Annotated in this window: 8 protein-coding genes and 1 tRNA gene; 8 read left to right on the forward strand and 1 reads right to left on the reverse strand. The window is 60.2% G+C overall.

From position 1 onward, the window contains the following. The first annotated feature begins 42 nt into the window (after positions 1-42). Positions 43-1,974 carry an ATP-dependent helicase gene (locus HMPREF2971_RS01285; protein WP_070690766.1) on the forward strand — a complete coding sequence of 644 codons (1,932 nt, stop codon included), beginning with the start codon at positions 43-45 and terminating at the stop codon, positions 1,972-1,974. Then, entirely contained in the window at positions 1,958-2,611 is a 654-nt protein-coding gene (locus HMPREF2971_RS01290; protein ID WP_070690769.1) for a M48 metallopeptidase family protein, read from the forward strand. Before HMPREF2971_RS01285 ends, HMPREF2971_RS01290 begins: the two co-directional genes overlap by 17 nt. 179 nt (positions 2,612-2,790) lie before the next feature. On the opposite strand, the gene HMPREF2971_RS01295 is transcribed toward HMPREF2971_RS01290, so the two are convergent. After that, positions 2,791-4,254 carry a zinc-dependent metalloprotease gene (locus tag HMPREF2971_RS01295; RefSeq protein ID WP_070541652.1) on the reverse strand — a complete coding sequence of 488 codons (1,464 nt, stop codon included), beginning with the start codon at positions 4,252-4,254 and terminating at the stop codon, positions 2,791-2,793. Positions 4,255-4,551: 297 nt separating this feature from the next. Between HMPREF2971_RS01295 and HMPREF2971_RS01300 the strand changes: the two genes are divergently transcribed. The 6 genes from HMPREF2971_RS01300 to HMPREF2971_RS01325 form a co-directional block, all read left to right on the forward strand. Beyond that, positions 4,552-5,775: a YlbL family protein gene (locus tag HMPREF2971_RS01300; protein ID WP_070690771.1), complete on the forward strand. Its 1,224-nt coding sequence runs from the start codon at positions 4,552-4,554 to the stop codon at positions 5,773-5,775. A 251-nt stretch (positions 5,776-6,026) separates the two neighbouring features. Then, the gene (locus HMPREF2971_RS01305; RefSeq protein WP_070690774.1) at positions 6,027-9,140 is read left to right on the forward strand and encodes a UPF0182 family membrane protein; all 3,114 of its coding nucleotides are present in this window, start codon (positions 6,027-6,029) and stop codon (positions 9,138-9,140) included. A gap of 335 nt (positions 9,141-9,475) precedes the next feature. Beyond that, positions 9,476-9,552: transfer RNA gene (locus HMPREF2971_RS01310), tRNA-Met, on the forward strand. A gap of 648 nt (positions 9,553-10,200) precedes the next feature. Beyond that, entirely contained in the window at positions 10,201-11,436 is a 1,236-nt protein-coding gene (locus HMPREF2971_RS01315) for an IS256 family transposase (protein WP_070690777.1), read from the forward strand. Between the two features lie 98 nt (positions 11,437-11,534). Beyond that, a complete protein-coding gene (locus HMPREF2971_RS01320) occupies positions 11,535-12,128 on the forward strand; it encodes a protoglobin domain-containing protein (RefSeq protein ID WP_005505324.1) in 594 nt (197 codons plus the stop codon). A gap of 2,041 nt (positions 12,129-14,169) precedes the next feature. After that, a partial coding sequence (locus HMPREF2971_RS01325; protein WP_070690780.1) for a polysaccharide deacetylase occupies positions 14,170-15,846 on the forward strand: 1,677 nt, incomplete at its 3' end.

Consider the following 15,846-nt stretch of genomic DNA (forward strand, 5'->3'; position numbering starts at 1 on the left):
CACGCCGCCTGCCCGCACCGCCCGCCTTACTGATGGAGCATTATGACCGCCACACCTCAGCAGCCTCAGCATATGATCTCCGCAGACGATATTCTTGCCGGGCTTGACCCTGATCAGCGTGCGGTCGCCACCGAGCTGGACGGCCCCATGCGCGTGCTGGCTGGTGCTGGTACCGGTAAGACCCGCGCGATTACGCACCGCATCGCCTACGGTATTGCGATCGGTCGCTACCAGGGCCCGCGCGTACTCGCCCTGACCTTCACCCTGCGCGCGGCGGAGGAGATGCGTACCCGCCTGCATCAGCTGGGTGCGCACGGCGTGCAGGCGCGTACTTTCCACTCGGCGGCGCTGCGTCAGTTGGCGTATTTCTGGCCGCAGGTGGTGGGCGGTACCTTCCCGTCCATTGTGCAGAACAAAGCCTCGCTCATTACGGAGGCGGCGAACCGTCTGCGCATCAGCACGGACCGTTCCCTGCTGCGTGATTTGGCGTCGCTGATTGAGTGGGCGAAGGTTCAGCTGCTCACCCCGGACACCATCATGCAGCGTCTGAGCGAGAAGCAGCTGCCCTCAGCGATTACCCCGCAGAACATGCAGCGTATTTTCCAGGCGTACGAAGACCTCAAGGATGAGCGTAACCTCATTGACTTCGAGGACGTACTGCTGCTGACCATCGCCATGCTGGAGGAGGACGAGAAGCTCGCCGCGACCGTCCGCAACCAGTACCGTCACTTTGTGGTGGATGAGTACCAGGACGTCTCCCCGCTACAGCAGCGTCTGCTGGATGTGTGGCTGGGTGGCCGCGACGATATTTGCGTGGTGGGCGACGCCTCCCAGACGATTTACTCTTTTACCGGTGCGACCAGCCGTTACCTGCTGGATTTTGCGCGCCGGTACCGTGGCGCGCACACGGTGAAGCTGACCCGCGACTACCGCTCGCATTCGCAGGTGGTGGAGTTGGCGAACCGTCTGTTGGCGGCGCGTCGTCCGCATCCGGATTCGAGCCCGCATTCGTGGGCGCCGCCGCTGGAGCTGATGTCTCAGCGCGGCCCCGGCGTGGATGTGGAGTGGTTCGGCTATGCCGACGATGAGCAGGAGGCGGCAGGCATTGCCGAGGATATCCGCGACCTGATTGAGAAGGACGGCGTGCCGCCTTCGGAGATTGCGGTGCTGTTCCGCACGAACGCGCAGTCGGCGGCGATTGAGTCTGCGCTGGCTGCCGCCCACATTCCGTACCAGCTGCGCGGCGCGGAGCGCTTCTTCGAACGCCCCGAGGTCAAGCAGGCCATGCTCGCCCTGCGCGGCTCAGCCAAGTCCACCGATGGCACCGAAGACGTCACCCGCTACACCCGTGACGTGCTCGGCGGCCTCGGCTATAAGGAGGAGGGCCCCCTTTCGGGAGGCGCCACCCGCCAGAAGTGGGAGTCCCTCGCCGCCCTGGTGCACATGGTGGACATGATGGCGCAGCACCGCCAAGAGCAGCTTCAGGAGCACCGCGCGAACCCGCGCCCGGGCGTGCCCGAGCCGCTACCTTTGACCATGCACGAGGTCGTGGCGACCCTGAACCACCGCAGCGAATTTAACGATGCACCGCAGGTCAACGGCGTAACCCTCGCCTCCCTGCACGCGGCTAAGGGCCTGGAGTGGGAGGCTGTGTTCCTGTGCGGCCTGAACGAGGGCCTCATGCCCATTACTTTTGCGACCACCCCGGATGAGGTGGATGAGGAGCGCCGCCTGCTGTACGTGGGTATTACGCGCGCCCGCAAGTACCTGTGGCTGACCTGGACGATGACCCGCACCGTGGGCGGTCGCGGTCAGCGTAAGCGTTCGCGTTTCCTGGACGATATTGATCCGGCGAAGCGCCGCCGCAGGGCTGAGAGTGCCGGCTCGTCGTATAGCCAGCGTTCAACACAGCCTCGCTCAACACAGCCCCGCCGTTCGTCGAAGGGAAGAGGAGATTATGGCTCAGCGTTTTAAGCGTGAAATTCTGCCCGCCACCGAGGACCGCCCGCAGATTGAGCTGGTCCGCTCGGCGCGCCGCACCCGCACCATCAGCATGCAGCGCGACGGCGTGGATGAGCACGGCAACCCCGCCTACCGCCTGCTCATTCCCGCCGCGAGCACGAGCGAAGAGATTGACGAGCATATCGCCCGCCTGCTGCCGCGCATTCAGCGTCGTGCCGCCCGCCGTGAGCGTGCCACGCAACTGACGGTCACGGACGAGTACCTGCGCTCCCGTGCCCTGCACCTGGCGCAGAAGAACCTGCCGGAGCTGGTTGCCTCGGGCAGGCTCGAGAAGCTGTCGATTCGCTGGGTGAGCAACCAGCGTCAGCGCTGGGGCTCGGCAACCTACGCGAACACGCAGATCCGCATCTCATCGGAGCTGCAGGGCGTGCCCGAGTACGTGCTGGATTCGGTGATTCACCACGAGCTCTGCCACCTGCTGCAGCCGAATCATTCGGCGGCGTTCCGTTCTCTGGAAGCGCGCTACCCGCAGCTGCTGCGGGCGCAGGCCTACCTGGAGGGGTACGCGCTGGGGCGCTCGCGGGCTGAGGGCGAACGTGCTGAGGGCGAACGTGCTGAGGGTGAACGCGGCGAAAACAGCGCCGGCTAAAATCCCGCCGACTAAAATCCAGCCAGCTAACGCGCTTCCCGAAAATCAAAGAATCAAAAACCAAACGAAACACTCGAGCGGGGGTGGCTTGTATATTCACAAGCCACCCCCGCTCGAGGTGTCAGCTATTTACTTGTTAACGCTTAGCTTTACTTCGCTCAGCGTTACTTCGCTCAGCTTTACTTTTCTTCGGGTGCGTCGCCGAAGCCGCCGTCCAGCAGCTTCTGCAGCTCCGAGTCGAAGTCCACGTCGTCCAGGCTGATTTCGTTCATGCGCGCATCGTATGCGGTGAAGTCTTCCAGCTCGGCGGGGGTGGGCAGGGTCTCCGGGGTATCCCAGAGGCCGTCGCGCGCCTCAATGCCGTGGGATTCTTCGTACCAGCGCCAGAACTGCTGTGCTTCACGCACCAGGCGCGGGCGCAGTTCCAGGCCGACCAGGTTCTCGAAGACCTGCTCGCTGGGGCCGCCGTCGATGCGGCGGCGCGCCATGATTTCGGTCAGCTGCGGTGCCTTGGGCAGGTTGCGGGTCGCGTCCTCGGTTACGACGGATACCCAACCCTCGATGAGCGCAAGCAGACCCTCCAGGCGCTGCACCGCCAGTTCCTGGTCTTCGGTGCGCTGGGGGCTGAACATGCCGCCTTCGAATGCTTCCTGTACGGCGTCGGGGTTGCTCATGTCCACCTGGGATGCGGCGTCCTGCATGCGGTTCATGTCCACGCGGATGCCGCGGGCGTAGCGCGCCACGAGCTGGACCAGGTCTTCACGCAGCCAGGGGTTTGCCTTGTGCAGGCGGATCAGCGCGGATTCACGCACAGCAAGGTAGAGCAGAACCTCCTGCGGGGGCACCTCGATGCTGTCGGCGAGCTGCTGGTAGCCGTTGGGCAGCAGCGCGGAGGAGCCGGGCGCGAGGGGGAAGCCCACGTCGGTGGAGGAGTACACCTCACCGGCGAGCTGCGCGAGTGCCTGCGCCATCTGCGCACCAAAAATCACGGAACCAATGTTGTTCAAGAAGCCGCTGTTGAGAATCTGCGAGATCTCTTCGGGCACGTCTTCGGGAGCGCCGGGCATGACCATGGACTGGGTGACTTCGGCTGCGACCGGCTCGACCATTTCGCGCCAGGAGTCGAAGGAATGCTCCACCCATTCCGCCTTGGACCACGCCTGCACCGGGTAGTTGTGGCGCTCAATGATAGTCACCGCGTCCAGCCAGAGGTCGGCGAGGTTCGCCGCGTCTTCTACGGCGCGCTTGAGGTTTTCGGGTACGGAGGGGTCTTCGCCCATGGAGGCGAGCATCTGGCGGGTCTGGTTCTTCACGCTATCCCAGTTCACGCCGCTGGGGCTGTCGGATGCGCCCGCGCCGGAGAACATCGCCTGCACCTGCGCGAACATGCTCTGCATCATGGCGGGGTCAAAGCTCATGCCCATGTTCTTCAGGTCTTCGGGGTCGATGCTGATGCCGAAGGGGTTCTGGCCGCCTTCGCCGAAGAGCGCGCTGAAGGGGTTCTGTGCGTTGGAGGAGGCGCCCTTGCCGCCCTGGCCGGTTGCCCCAGCGGAGGGGTCGAAGCCCTGCTCCTGCATCTTCTTAATGAATTCTTCGAGGGGGTCGCGCTCGTTGGAGGCGCCGCCGGTGGGGTTCTCAGACATGTAGAAGCCTTTCGTAATCCGGGGGTGGGCGCAGCTGGCCCGCTCGCTGTCCAGCCTACCGATTTTTGCTGAGAATTTCCCGTGCCATTGCTGTGGAAGCGGGTTAATCAGCTAAGGGCTCACAAGCTTGTCTTTGGGGCCGGGGTTTGGGAGTTTTTTCGTGCCGCTGTCACCGTGCGGTGCTGATAAAGCGCGGTGCGGGTCGGAACGTAAACGCCTCCTGGGGCTCTATTTTTAGCGGGGTAACGGTGCCCGCCCGCGTGTTGAAAAGCAGGTTTATCCGGTACTGTAGAAACCATGACTAAGTCCACCCCTGATGCTGAGCAACAGTCGAACGCCGCCTCCGCGAGCGTGAAGAGTAATGAGAAGGCGGCTAAGCGCCGTTCGCGTTTTGCGCCGCGCCGCGTGAACCTGCGTTCGGTGAGCGCTGTGGCGACGTGCGCCCTGCTGGCTGGTGCTTTTGTTCTGCCCAGTTCCTATGTGAAGGAGGGCCCCGGCCCGCTCTTTGATGTGCTCGGAACGTACCAGGAGAAGGACGTCATTGAGGTTTCTGGTGCGCCCAGCTATAAGACGTTCGGCAAGATGAACATGACCACGGTGTCGGTTTCGGGTGGCCCGTACACGGAGCTGTCCGGTGCGGAGGCGTTCTACGGCTGGTTGGCGTTTGACGGTAACCGCAGCCTCGTGGTGCCGACCGATGCCCTGTACCCGCATGTGAGCCATGAGCAGGCGACGGCGGCGACCGGCGCGCAGATGGCTGATTCGCAGACTCAGGCGAAGGTCGCGGCGATGCGCCAGCTGAAGATGGCAGTGACCGAGAAGGTTCAGGTGCTTTCCACGGTGGAGGGTTCCCCGGCGGCGAGCGCTCTGAAGGCTGATGACCGCATCGTGAAGGTGGGGGAGAAGCAGATTGAGACCCTCACCGATGTTCCGAAGGCTGTGAACGCCTCGAACGGTTCGCCGCTTGACGTGACCGTGGAACGTGACGGCACGCAGCAGACGTTTAAGCTGACCCCGGTTCGTTCCAGTGACGATAGCCGCTGGATTCTGGGCGCTGGCCTGAAGCAGAGCTATGACCTGCCGGCGCACGTGCAGTACAACCTGGACGGTGTGGGCGGCCCGAGCGCGGGTCTGATGCTGGCGCTGGGTACGGTCGATAAGCTGAGCGAGGGTACTTTGCTCGCCGATGAGGACGCCGGAGGCGACCCGTACCGCAGCTACATTTCGGGTACCGGCACGATTGATGCTGACGGTAAGGTCGGCGCAATTGGCGGTATCAAGTACAAGATTCTTGCGACGGGTCGTTACGGCGCGCGCTACTTCTTGGCGCCTAAGGAGAACTGCGATTCGATTGTGAAGATGCAGGCGCAGGACCCCGACCTGTTCAACTACTATCACGCCGGTCAGGTGCGCGGCACGATGGTGGTTGTTCCGGTGTCGACCCTGGATGAGGCGGTGAAGACGGTGGAGGCGATTAAGTCCGGTACCCCGGATGATTCCCTGCCCCGCTGCGGTTCCTAACGTAACGTTTCTCTCCGCGAGGATCTAACCCATATAACGTAGAAGTCAGCCCCGGTACTTTACGGTACCGGGGCTGTTCTGCGTCCTTTTCTCTGTCCTCACCAGCGCCCCTCACCTCATCATTTCGCGCCCAAAACCTCTCAACCCGGTCATATTTCGCCCCGAGCTTCTACGAGGTTCTGCCCTTCTGCTTGACCTCTGAGATACTTAAAGGCAGTTATTTTCTCTGAACGTATGATGAGCGAGGAATTGTGTCTGAGTCGACCAATAACACCGCGCATCCCAAGCCGACGAAGCCTGCCCCCAAGCGCCGTAGCCCCCTGAAGGCAACGATTGCTGTGGTGGCGGTGCTTATTGCTGCTTTTGTGGGTGCGTCCCAGGTGTACACGGACTGGCTGTGGTTTGATCAGCTGGGTTATAGCACCGTGTTCACTACCCAGATTTTGTTGAAGGCCGCCGTGTTTGTGGTGGCTGCCGTGGTGATTGCTGTGCCGCTGTGGGCTTCGATGTCCTACGCGGTCCGTCATGCTGATGTGGCGCCGGCGTCCGAGAAGAAGCCGCAGGAGGCGCCGAACCCGAATCAGAGCGTGCCGACGAGCGGCACGGATGCTGCCGAGCAGATGCTGCGTGACGTGTTTGGTCAGCAGCGTGCTGAGGAGAGCATGCGTCGCTACCACGAGAGCGTGGATAAGGCGCGTAAGGTTCTGCTGATTGTGGTTCCGCTGCTGTTGGGTCTGTTCATTGCTTCAGCGACGATGACTCAGTGGAGCACCGTCGCGCTGTTCTTCAACCAGCAGTCCTTCGGTAAGACTGACCCCGAGTTCGGTCTGGATTACGGGTTCTTCCTGTTTGCGTTGCCGTTCTTCCGCATGGTGGTGACTCTGGTGACCTCCGCTGTGGTGCTGTCGGCGCTCGCGGGTCTGTTCATGCACTACTTCTACGGCGGTATTAAGGTGCAGCCCGGTGGTGTGAGTACCACGTCGGCATTCCGCCGTCACGCTGCGATTGTGGCGGCTGCGTTCTTGCTGACTCGTGCGGTGAGCTTCTGGTTGGACCGCTATTCGTCAACTCAGCAGCAGGTGGGTCGCTGGGCTGGCGCAATGTACACGGACGTGAACTCGTCGATCCCGGTGAACGCTATTTTGGCGATTTCTGCTCTGCTGGTGGCGATCATGTTTATGGTGGCTGCTTCGATGAATCGTTGGCGTCTGCCGCTGATTAGCACCGCGATGCTGGTGATTGTTGCCGTGGTTGCTGGCGGCCTGTACCCGTGGATTGTCCAGCGTTTCCAGGTGGTTCCGAATGAGCAGGGTGCTCAGTCGAAGTTCATTCAGCGCAATATTGATGCGACCCGTTACGCGTACGGTCTGGACAAGATTGAGACCACTCCGTATGACGCGACGATTGATACCCGCGCCGGTGCGTTGAGCTCTTCGAGCGCGACCATTGCGAATATCCGTCTGTTGGATCCGAATGTTGTGTCCTCGGCGTTTGCGCAGATGCAGCAGTTCCGCCCGTACTACCGTTTTGATTCGCAGCTGGCGGTGGACCGCTATGCGGTGGGTAACACCACGCAGGATACGGTGTTGGCGGCTCGTGAGCTGAACCCGGCGCAGACCAGCGGCGATTCTTGGTATAACCGCCACGTGGTGTACACCCACGGTTACGGTGTGATTGCCGCGTACGGTAACCAGGTTGATTCTGCGGGTAACCCGAAGTTCCTGCAGTCCGGTATTAAGGCGACCGGTACCCTGAGCGAGGATTATGAGCCGCGTATTTACTTTGGCATGAGCTCGCCGGAGTATTCGATTGTGGGCGGTAAGGGCGACACCCTGGAGTTGGACCGTCCGCTCTCTGCTGAGGAAACCAACACCTCCGATGCGAAGTACACTTTCGCCGGTTATGGTGGTCCTCGCGTTGATTCGCTGCTGGCTCGTCTGTCCTACGCGATTAAGTTCCAGTCCTCTGACATTCTGCTTTCGGACGCGGTGCGTGAGGGTTCGCAGATTCTGTACGAACGCAACCCGCTCGATCGTGTGCGTAAGGTGGCGCCGTACCTGAGCGTGGATTCTAAGCCGTACCCGGCGATTGTGAATAACCGCGTGCAGTGGATTGTGGATGCTTACACTACGAGCGATCAGTTCCCCTATGCGCAGGGTAGCTCCCAGGATGCGGCAACCGCTGCGGGTGCTCAGCGTTCTAACTCGGTGAACTACATCCGTAACTCGGTGAAGGCTACCGTGGACGCGTATGACGGTTCGGTGACCCTGTACGCGTGGGATGAGGAGGATCCGGTGCTGAAGGCGTGGCAGGGTGTTTTCCCTGGCACGGTGAAGAGCTACCGCGAGATGAACGCTTCGCTGATGAGCCACGTGCGTTACCCGACTGACATGTTCAATATTCAGCGCACCATGCTGAATAAGTACCACGTGACCAACGCGAATAGCTTCTACGCCGGTGACGATGTCTGGTCGATTCCGAACGACCCGACTAATGATCGTAACCAGCCGATTTCGCCGTACTACCTGTCTCTGCAGATGCCCGGCGATTCTCGTGCGCACTTCTCGTTGACGACTACGTTCATTCCTCAGCAGAGCGATTCGAACTCTCGTAACGTGATGTATGGCTTCCTTGCGGCTAATGGTGATGCCGGTACCGGTAAGGACGGCGAGCGTAGCCCCGATTACGGCAAGTTGCGTCTGCTGGAGTTGCCGCGTTCTTCGGTGGTTCCTGGTCCGGGTCAGGCTCAGAACATTTTCAACTCTGATGCTGAGGTGTCGAACCAGCTGAACCTGCTGCGCCGCGGTTCGTCTGAGGTTATTAACGGCAATATGCTGACTCTGCCGGTGGGCGGCGGCATGCTGTACGTTCAGCCGGTGTACGTGCAGTCGAGCGGTGACGCTAAGTACCCGCGTCTGCAGCGTGTGCTGGTGAGCTTCGGCGATAAGGTCGGTTTCGCTCCGACTCTGGAGGAGGCGCTGAACCAGGTGTTTGGTGGCTCTTCGGGCGCGAAGCTGGACGGCTCGGCGGCTAGCCCCTCGGCTTCTGCCTCCGGCTCCTCTGGTTCTTCGGGCGCTGCGACCGGAGGTTCTTCGGCTTCGCAGTCTTCGGAGCTGAAGCAGGCTCTCAACGATGCCTCGAAGGCGATGACCGATGCTGATGCGGCGATGAAGAAGGGCGACTGGGCTGCCTACGGTGAGGCTCAGAAGCGTCTGGAAGCAGCCGTGAAGAAGGCTCTGGAGGCTGAGGAGGCGCAGAGCACGGCGTCCGCTAAGGCTTCTGCATCGGCAGCGCCCAGCGCCTCGGCGGCTCCGAGCGCAGCGGCTAGCGCTAAGCCCAGCGCGAGCCTTTCGACTTCTCACTAGGATGCCTGAGGCGGCGGGGGAGTAGCGCATACCGGATGCTCACGGATCGGATGTCCACGGGTCTAGCGTCCTCGCTCTAGAACCGGGGCCTGCACTGGATACGGCTCCTACTGACTACCTCTAGCGGTCTCTGACGGAACGGGGTGGAAGTGTATCGCTTCCACCCCGTTCCTGTATGTTCTACCCCTGGCACTGCCCCGTAGCCCCTATTCCTACCCAACTGCTTTCTACCCAACTGCTTTCTACCCAACAGCCCCTATTTTTGTGTGCTTGGTTACAAATCGCGTTTTTGGCTTGCATGCCCGGTTTGGGGTCTGTATAGTTGTATGAGTCGCCGCGGGGTGGAGCAGTTCGGTAGCTCGCCGGGCTCATAACCCGGAGGTCGCAGGTTCAAATCCTGTCCCCGCAACCAGAAAAACCCGGTATCTCAACGAAAAGTCGCTGAGATACCGGGTTTTGTTTTGCCCTGACGAGACCGAATCCCTATGTTATTCCCTACCTTTCAGCCAAACTCAGGCCCGTCGTCGAGGTGGGGGGAGGGGGGACTATCACCCAACATCGAGGACTATCATCCAACGCCCCTTCGGGGCGTATGACTATCTTCGCTCGTGCATGATCTCGTGGGAGGGAGGTTGCAGAGGAGGATTTTCACCGCCTAATCGGCGTTGATACCGGCTGTTTACCGCCTGAAAATGCAAAAGCGGTATAGCATTTTCCCTCGTATCTCAACCGAATCCCAACCCTTTACCGCCTTCACCGCCTAAAACCGAAAACTTTTATATATACACACGCATATGTAGGAAGATGAACACTCGCGTGTACACTTTTTAGAAATTAGGCGGTAGAGGCGGCAACACACCATGTTTTGACTGATATACCAACGTTTTCGATATACCGCTTAGCCTCAAACAGGCGGTAACTAAGCGGTGAAAGAGTAGCGTCCCGCATAGTGGTGTAACCGTGTGGTGATCGGCCCGTTGCTTGTGATGGGTGCGGTCACCGTGTGATCCTTCGAGAAAGCTCTTCTACTTCTGACTCGAAATGATTTGGAGGCACAACGATGACCGCTCCTCATATTATCGACCCTGCTGGCATGCTTGGCGAGGCGTTGTCCCAGGCATCCCCAGATTTGATGCGTTCCTTGCTCCAGCACGTCATTAACACGTTGCTCTCAGCGGACGCTGATGCGGTGTGCGGGGCCCAGTGGGGTCAACAAGATCCGCAGCGTCAGGCCCAGCGCAACGGGTATCGCTACCGGCCCTTGGACACCAGGGTCGGCACCATTGACGTGGCGATCCCCAAGCTACGCTCAGGCACCTACTTTCCAGAGTGGTTGCTTCAACGCCGCAAACGCTCCGAAAACGCCTTGATCACAGTGGTCGCTGACTGCTACCTAGCAGGAGTATCCACGCGCCGTATGGACAAGCTCGTCAAAACCCTGGGGATCACAGGACTGTCCAAGTCCCAGGTCTCACGCATGGCAGCCGACCTGGACGAGCACGTGGATCAGTTCCGCAACCGGCCCCTCCACGATGCCGGGCCTTTCACGTTCGTCGCCGCTGACGCACTGACCATGAAGGTGCGCGAAGGAGGACGCGTCGTCTCGTGTGCGGTTCTGGTTGCCACCGGAGTCAACAATGACGGACACCGCGAAGTGCTGGGGGTGCGCGTGTCCACCAGCGAGACCGCTCCAGCCTGGAAGGAGTTCTTCGCCGACCTGGTCGCCCGAGGCCTCACCGGCGTGCGCCTGGTCACCAGTGATGCCCATCTGGGCCTGGTTGAGGCCATCGCCGCCAACCTACCCGGAGCCACCTGGCAACGATGCCGTACCCACTACGCCGCTAATCTCATGTCCGTCACCCCCAAAGCACTATGGCCCGCCGTCAAAGCGATGCTGCACTCGGTGTATGACCAGCCCGACGCCGCCTCAGTCAACGCTCAATACGACCGGCTCTTGGACTACGTGAACGACAAGCTCCCCGCCGTGTGTGATCACCTCGATCAAGCCAGGGCAGACGTCCTCGCGTTCGCCTCCTTCCCCACCGGGGTGTGGACCCAGATCTGGTCCAACAACCCCAACGAACGCCTCAACCGCGAAATCCGCCGCCGCACCGACACCGTGGGAATCTTCCCCAACCGACAAGCAATCATCCGCCTAGTCGGAGCCGTCCTCGCCGAACAAAACGACGAATGGGCCGAAGGCCGACGCTACCTCAGCCTCGACATCCTCACCAAATCACGACTCACACCCCAACCCACCGGGCAGGAGGAACCCCCACTCCAACTCAGCGCATAACCCACCCCGAAGGACACAAAACGATTACACCACTCCACAGGACTTGAGCTGAGCAAGAGCACGTTCTACAATTGACGCATAAGTTCAAGGAGGTTCGCATGACCGCTTACGACCACTCGTCGGGGTACACCTACGGCACCGATGCCGTCCCCACGTCTCCGCTCACACTCGAGGATCTACGCCAGATTGAGGCCGCCGCGCACGTCCAGCCCGGTGACGCAGAGCTGCTCGCGCGAGCAGAACCCATCCTGGCGCCGCATGCCATGGAAATGGTCGACACGTGGCGCGGGATTTTGGCTCAAAAGACCTACCTGGCAGCACATTCCGCGCATCCGGATGGACAGCCGAACCCCGAGTACGCGCAGGCGTCAAAGCCCCGATTCGCCCAGTGGATCATCGACATGTGCACGCGCGAGCGGGATCAGGCGTGGTTGGACTACCAGTACCTGATTGGAGCTCGACACATGACCGCGGCGAAGAACGCGGCGGATGGGGCGGACTCGACGCCATTCGTGCCTCTGCGCTACGTGCTCGCCTTCATCGCGCCGACTGTGGAGGTCGGGCACCGTCTCCTGGCGGAGGGCTTCGAGGGCGCAGAACTGGACGCTGTCCGTGACGCGTGGACTCGCGCTGTGACTGTCGCCGTGACAGTGTGGGCGTATGCCTACCGCGATCACCCCGAGCAATTCTGATCCGGCGCTCGCCACCTACGACTCCCCCATCGGCCGCCTCACGCTTGATAGCGGTGTATTCGTCTTTCGCACTCTCTGACTGCTCTCCCTGGAAGCCTCAGTGGCTTCCAGGGAGAGCTTTCTTTCTGGGTTATAGGACACTACGTGTTGCTGGTTGGGTGACTTTTCGGCTTTCTGGTGCGGGAAAGTCACTCTTTCAGTTGGTCGTGTTTGCCTCGTTCCTGTGAATACTGCATCGTGCTCTGTGTGTGGCTGCCCCATGATCCGTCACGGTAAGAAGTCAACAGGAGGTCCTTTGAAGATCGCGGTGGTAGAAGTCCGCTCATCATCAAGGACCTCGACCTCTACCCACAACCCCCGACCAATACCTGGTCACCCACACTCAACTCGGAAGAGCCGGAAATAGCCTTCGTGATAGCGGAATAAAACGAAGGTGTGGAACTTGCAAGGACCGATCTCAAACTGGGATTCGATAGAACAGTTTAGCAAACGCTGACTTCGCTTTGCCGTCACTTGGAAACCTATCCGTTGGAAGTGCAGCTATCCTCACATACGCTTTTCCAAGTGAAGTATAGCTATGCACGTTTCACCGACGTTAGTAAAAACCCCGAACTTATCGCAGCCAACAGAAACCCGGTAGAAAATATATAGGAGCCAAAGGTGGCGCCTTTTAAAATCCAAGTCGTGGGAACGACAGCAAACAAGATCGGTGAGGTCGCAGGTTCAAATCCTGTCCCCGCAACGGATAACTCCCGATAGCTTAGCTATCGGGAGTTTTTTTATTCCCTAAAACCCGTACTCCCGCCGACCTGTCTCCTTCTGCTGTCCTCCCGTCACCTTCCGACCGCCGGTCTGCCTTCTTTCGCCACCTTCCTGCACCTTTCCTGTCGGCGACCTGTCTTCATTTGCCGCCTACTTTTCTTCTTCTTGTGCTACCTTTCTGCCGCCTGCTGGGCGGCTTTCTTTATATCTCCTGCCTCTCCGTATCTCCTGCCTTCTGTAATCTGCGGAGGGGGTCTTCTGAACCTTGTCGGGGCGGTGCTTCGGGGAGACTGATGGGGGGGGGGCAGCCTGCTGCCCCTTCCGGGGTGCTTGAGGTGGATCTTTCGGCCTCTCGAAACCCCTCTTGAAACCTCCTCACGGAATTTCATAGAACCGTCGTGAAAGTACCCTGGACTGGTTTCGGAACGTCTCCCGATGCGTCTTTCGAGGTATTCCTCAGTCCGTCTATCGGGGCTTCAAGCGGGTGTGCCCATGGGGGTGGTGGAGTCACTTCCGAGCGGTTGCTGGAGGGTGGTTACGCCTTCTTGAGACGCTGCTTTTGAGCTCCTTGAAAGGGGATCTGAAAGGGGTCCTGAAGGGGGCTCTGGGGCGGGTCTCAAGAGCGTGATGAGGGGTCCGATAGGATGCCTGGGTGGGGGAGTGGCGAGGGGGCTGTTTTTGCCTCAAAGTGCATTCTCAAAGTGGAATATGCGAAAGGTGCCTATATTCCGGGCTTGGAAATCACCCGTTTTGCCCCGGAATTCCGCGGTTTTTGGCAAAAATTGGGCTTCGAGTGCAACAATTCACTCTGAAAGTGATTGTAATCACATACGAAACATTCAAGTTAATTGTAGAGTTTTTTGAAACTCTTTCAAAAAACGCTCAAAAACCCCGGAAAATCAAGGAAAAATAGCCCATTCAACCTCTACTTGAGGGTGATTCAAGTTAAACTAGAAGCTTAGAAAAAGCTCTTGTTAAGATTGAATCTTGTTCGATACCCAAAAATAGCCCCAAAAAACCGCTGGAAAAGGCTTTTTGACCTGGTAGCTTTGAGTACGTGGTCACCGCGGTCCGCCGCGTAGCTCTCCGAAATGAATACTGCACCCCTCCATCACACGAGGAAACCCCCGCAACACACACGGGACGGTTACTGGACTTGCTCCATGCGGCATCACATTCGCAGGCCGACCGCCTATAGGCTTCTCACCTATAGACCACCTATCACTCAACCACTCTCGGGCGTCCGCGCCCCACGAAACACCAACAACGAGGACAACCCATGGCACTTCGCCCCCGCACCGTTAAGGCTGGCTCTCTCGCAGCCATCGCCGTACCCTCCGTGCTCGGTAGCACCCTGGTAGCACCCGCTTCCGCATTCGCACCCGTCGTTCAGGACATCCCCGGCGCAGCTACCCAGGCTCCGAAGTCCCTGTTCACCTCCACCGTGCAGCCCACCCTCTCGCAGGTTGCTGTGCAGATCCGCCAGCAGGCAGAACAGGCAAAGCAGACTCAGCAGGCTCCCGCAACGACCGCGGTTCAGCCCATCCAGAAGACCTACACTGCCCAGGCAACTCAGCAGACAACCCCCTCGGCTACCTTCCAGTCCGCACAGGCGGCTCAGCCTTCCGCTCAGCCCACCCTGGCACAGGTTGCACAGACCCCCGCAGCTACCCAGGCTCCCGCAGCTACCCAGGCTCCCGCAGCTACCCAGAGCGCTGCAACCCCTGCCGCGCAGCCCGCGCAGACCGCACAGGCTACTCAGGCGGCATCCGGTGTGGCAGCAACCCGCACCAACCAGACTTTCCTGTCCTACACCTCCCCGGCTGGTACCACCTCGCAGTACCACGTCTACGCTGAGGGCGTGGACTTCTCCAAGCCCGTTGGCGTGGTCTTCTACTTCGACGGCGACTACTGGCGCAACGACCAGTCCAAGGTCTACGACCCCTCCGGTGAGCTGGCTCAGATGGCTGCATCCGCAGCGGCACAGAACATGCTGTTCGTGCCCGTCATCTCCCCGGACGCCAACCGTTACGACGCTGGCGTGACCTGGTGGGAAGACATGGAGCGTAACGGCGAGTTCTTCCGCTCCTTCGCTTCCTCCTTCATCGCGGCTAACGGTGTGGACTCCTCCAACGTGTGGACCATGGGCTACTCCGGTGGCGCTGAGTTCATCACCTACGAGCTGAACACCAAGCCCCAGACCTGGCGTAACGGCGGCGGATCCATCATGATTGCTGGCGGCGGCCTCGACGAGGGCACCCCCTCGGATGCGCTGAAGTCCCAGCCCATGTTCTGGTACGCAAACTCGAACGATGGCTCCGGCGAGACCTACCCGCAGACCTGGAGCGCACGAGGGGCCGTTGAGGGCGGCTACAACGCCTACCGCAACGCCGGCTACACCAACGCTTCCGCGACCGTTCTGAACGGCTCGGGCCACTTCGACTACAACTTCTCGCAGATTCTGAGCAACTCGCTGACCAAGGGCAAGGCAACCGCCGCTCCCAAGGTCGAGCAGAAGACCGAACAGAAGAAGTCTGAGCAGAAGCAGCAGAACACTCAGCGTGCCCGCACCATGAGCTCCGCAACCTACCAGAGCTACACCTCCCCGGCGGGCACCACCTCCCAGTACCACGTGTACGCGAACAACCTGGACTACTCCAAGCCCGTTGGCGTGGTCTTCTACTTCGACGGTGACTACTGGCAGCGTGACGAGTCCAAAGTCTACACCCCCGACGAGGGCATGCTCGCGGCGATGGGCAAGATCGCTAACGCCCGCAACATGGTCTTCGTACCGGTTATCTCCCCGGACACCAACGCATCCGGTGACGGCATCACCTGGTGGGAAGACATGAACACCAACGGTGAGTTCTTCCGCTCCTTCGCGAAGTCCTTCGTGAGCGAGAACAACCTGGACGCATCCCAGGTATGGACCATGGGCTACTCCGGTGGCGCTGAG

The sequence above is a fragment of the Rothia sp. HMSC066G07 genome, from assembly GCF_001814485.1.
GTDB lineage: Bacteria > Actinomycetota > Actinomycetes > Actinomycetales > Micrococcaceae > Rothia.

Excerpts from the sequence above, each read along its gene's own strand:
- HMPREF2971_RS01285 (WP_070690766.1), top strand. The coding sequence starts at position 43 with ATGACCGCCACACCTCAGCAGCCTCAGCATATGATCTCCGCAGACGAT.
- HMPREF2971_RS01315 (WP_070690777.1), top strand. The coding sequence starts at position 10,201 with ATGACCGCTCCTCATATTATCGACCCTGCTGGCATGCTTGGCGAGGCG.
- HMPREF2971_RS01295 (WP_070541652.1), bottom strand. The coding sequence starts at position 4,254 with ATGTCTGAGAACCCCACCGGCGGCGCCTCCAACGAGCGCGACCCCCTC.
- HMPREF2971_RS01320 (WP_005505324.1), top strand. The coding sequence starts at position 11,535 with ATGACCGCTTACGACCACTCGTCGGGGTACACCTACGGCACCGATGCC.
- HMPREF2971_RS01300 (WP_070690771.1), top strand. The coding sequence starts at position 4,552 with ATGACTAAGTCCACCCCTGATGCTGAGCAACAGTCGAACGCCGCCTCC.
- HMPREF2971_RS01290 (WP_070690769.1), top strand. The coding sequence starts at position 1,958 with ATGGCTCAGCGTTTTAAGCGTGAAATTCTGCCCGCCACCGAGGACCGC.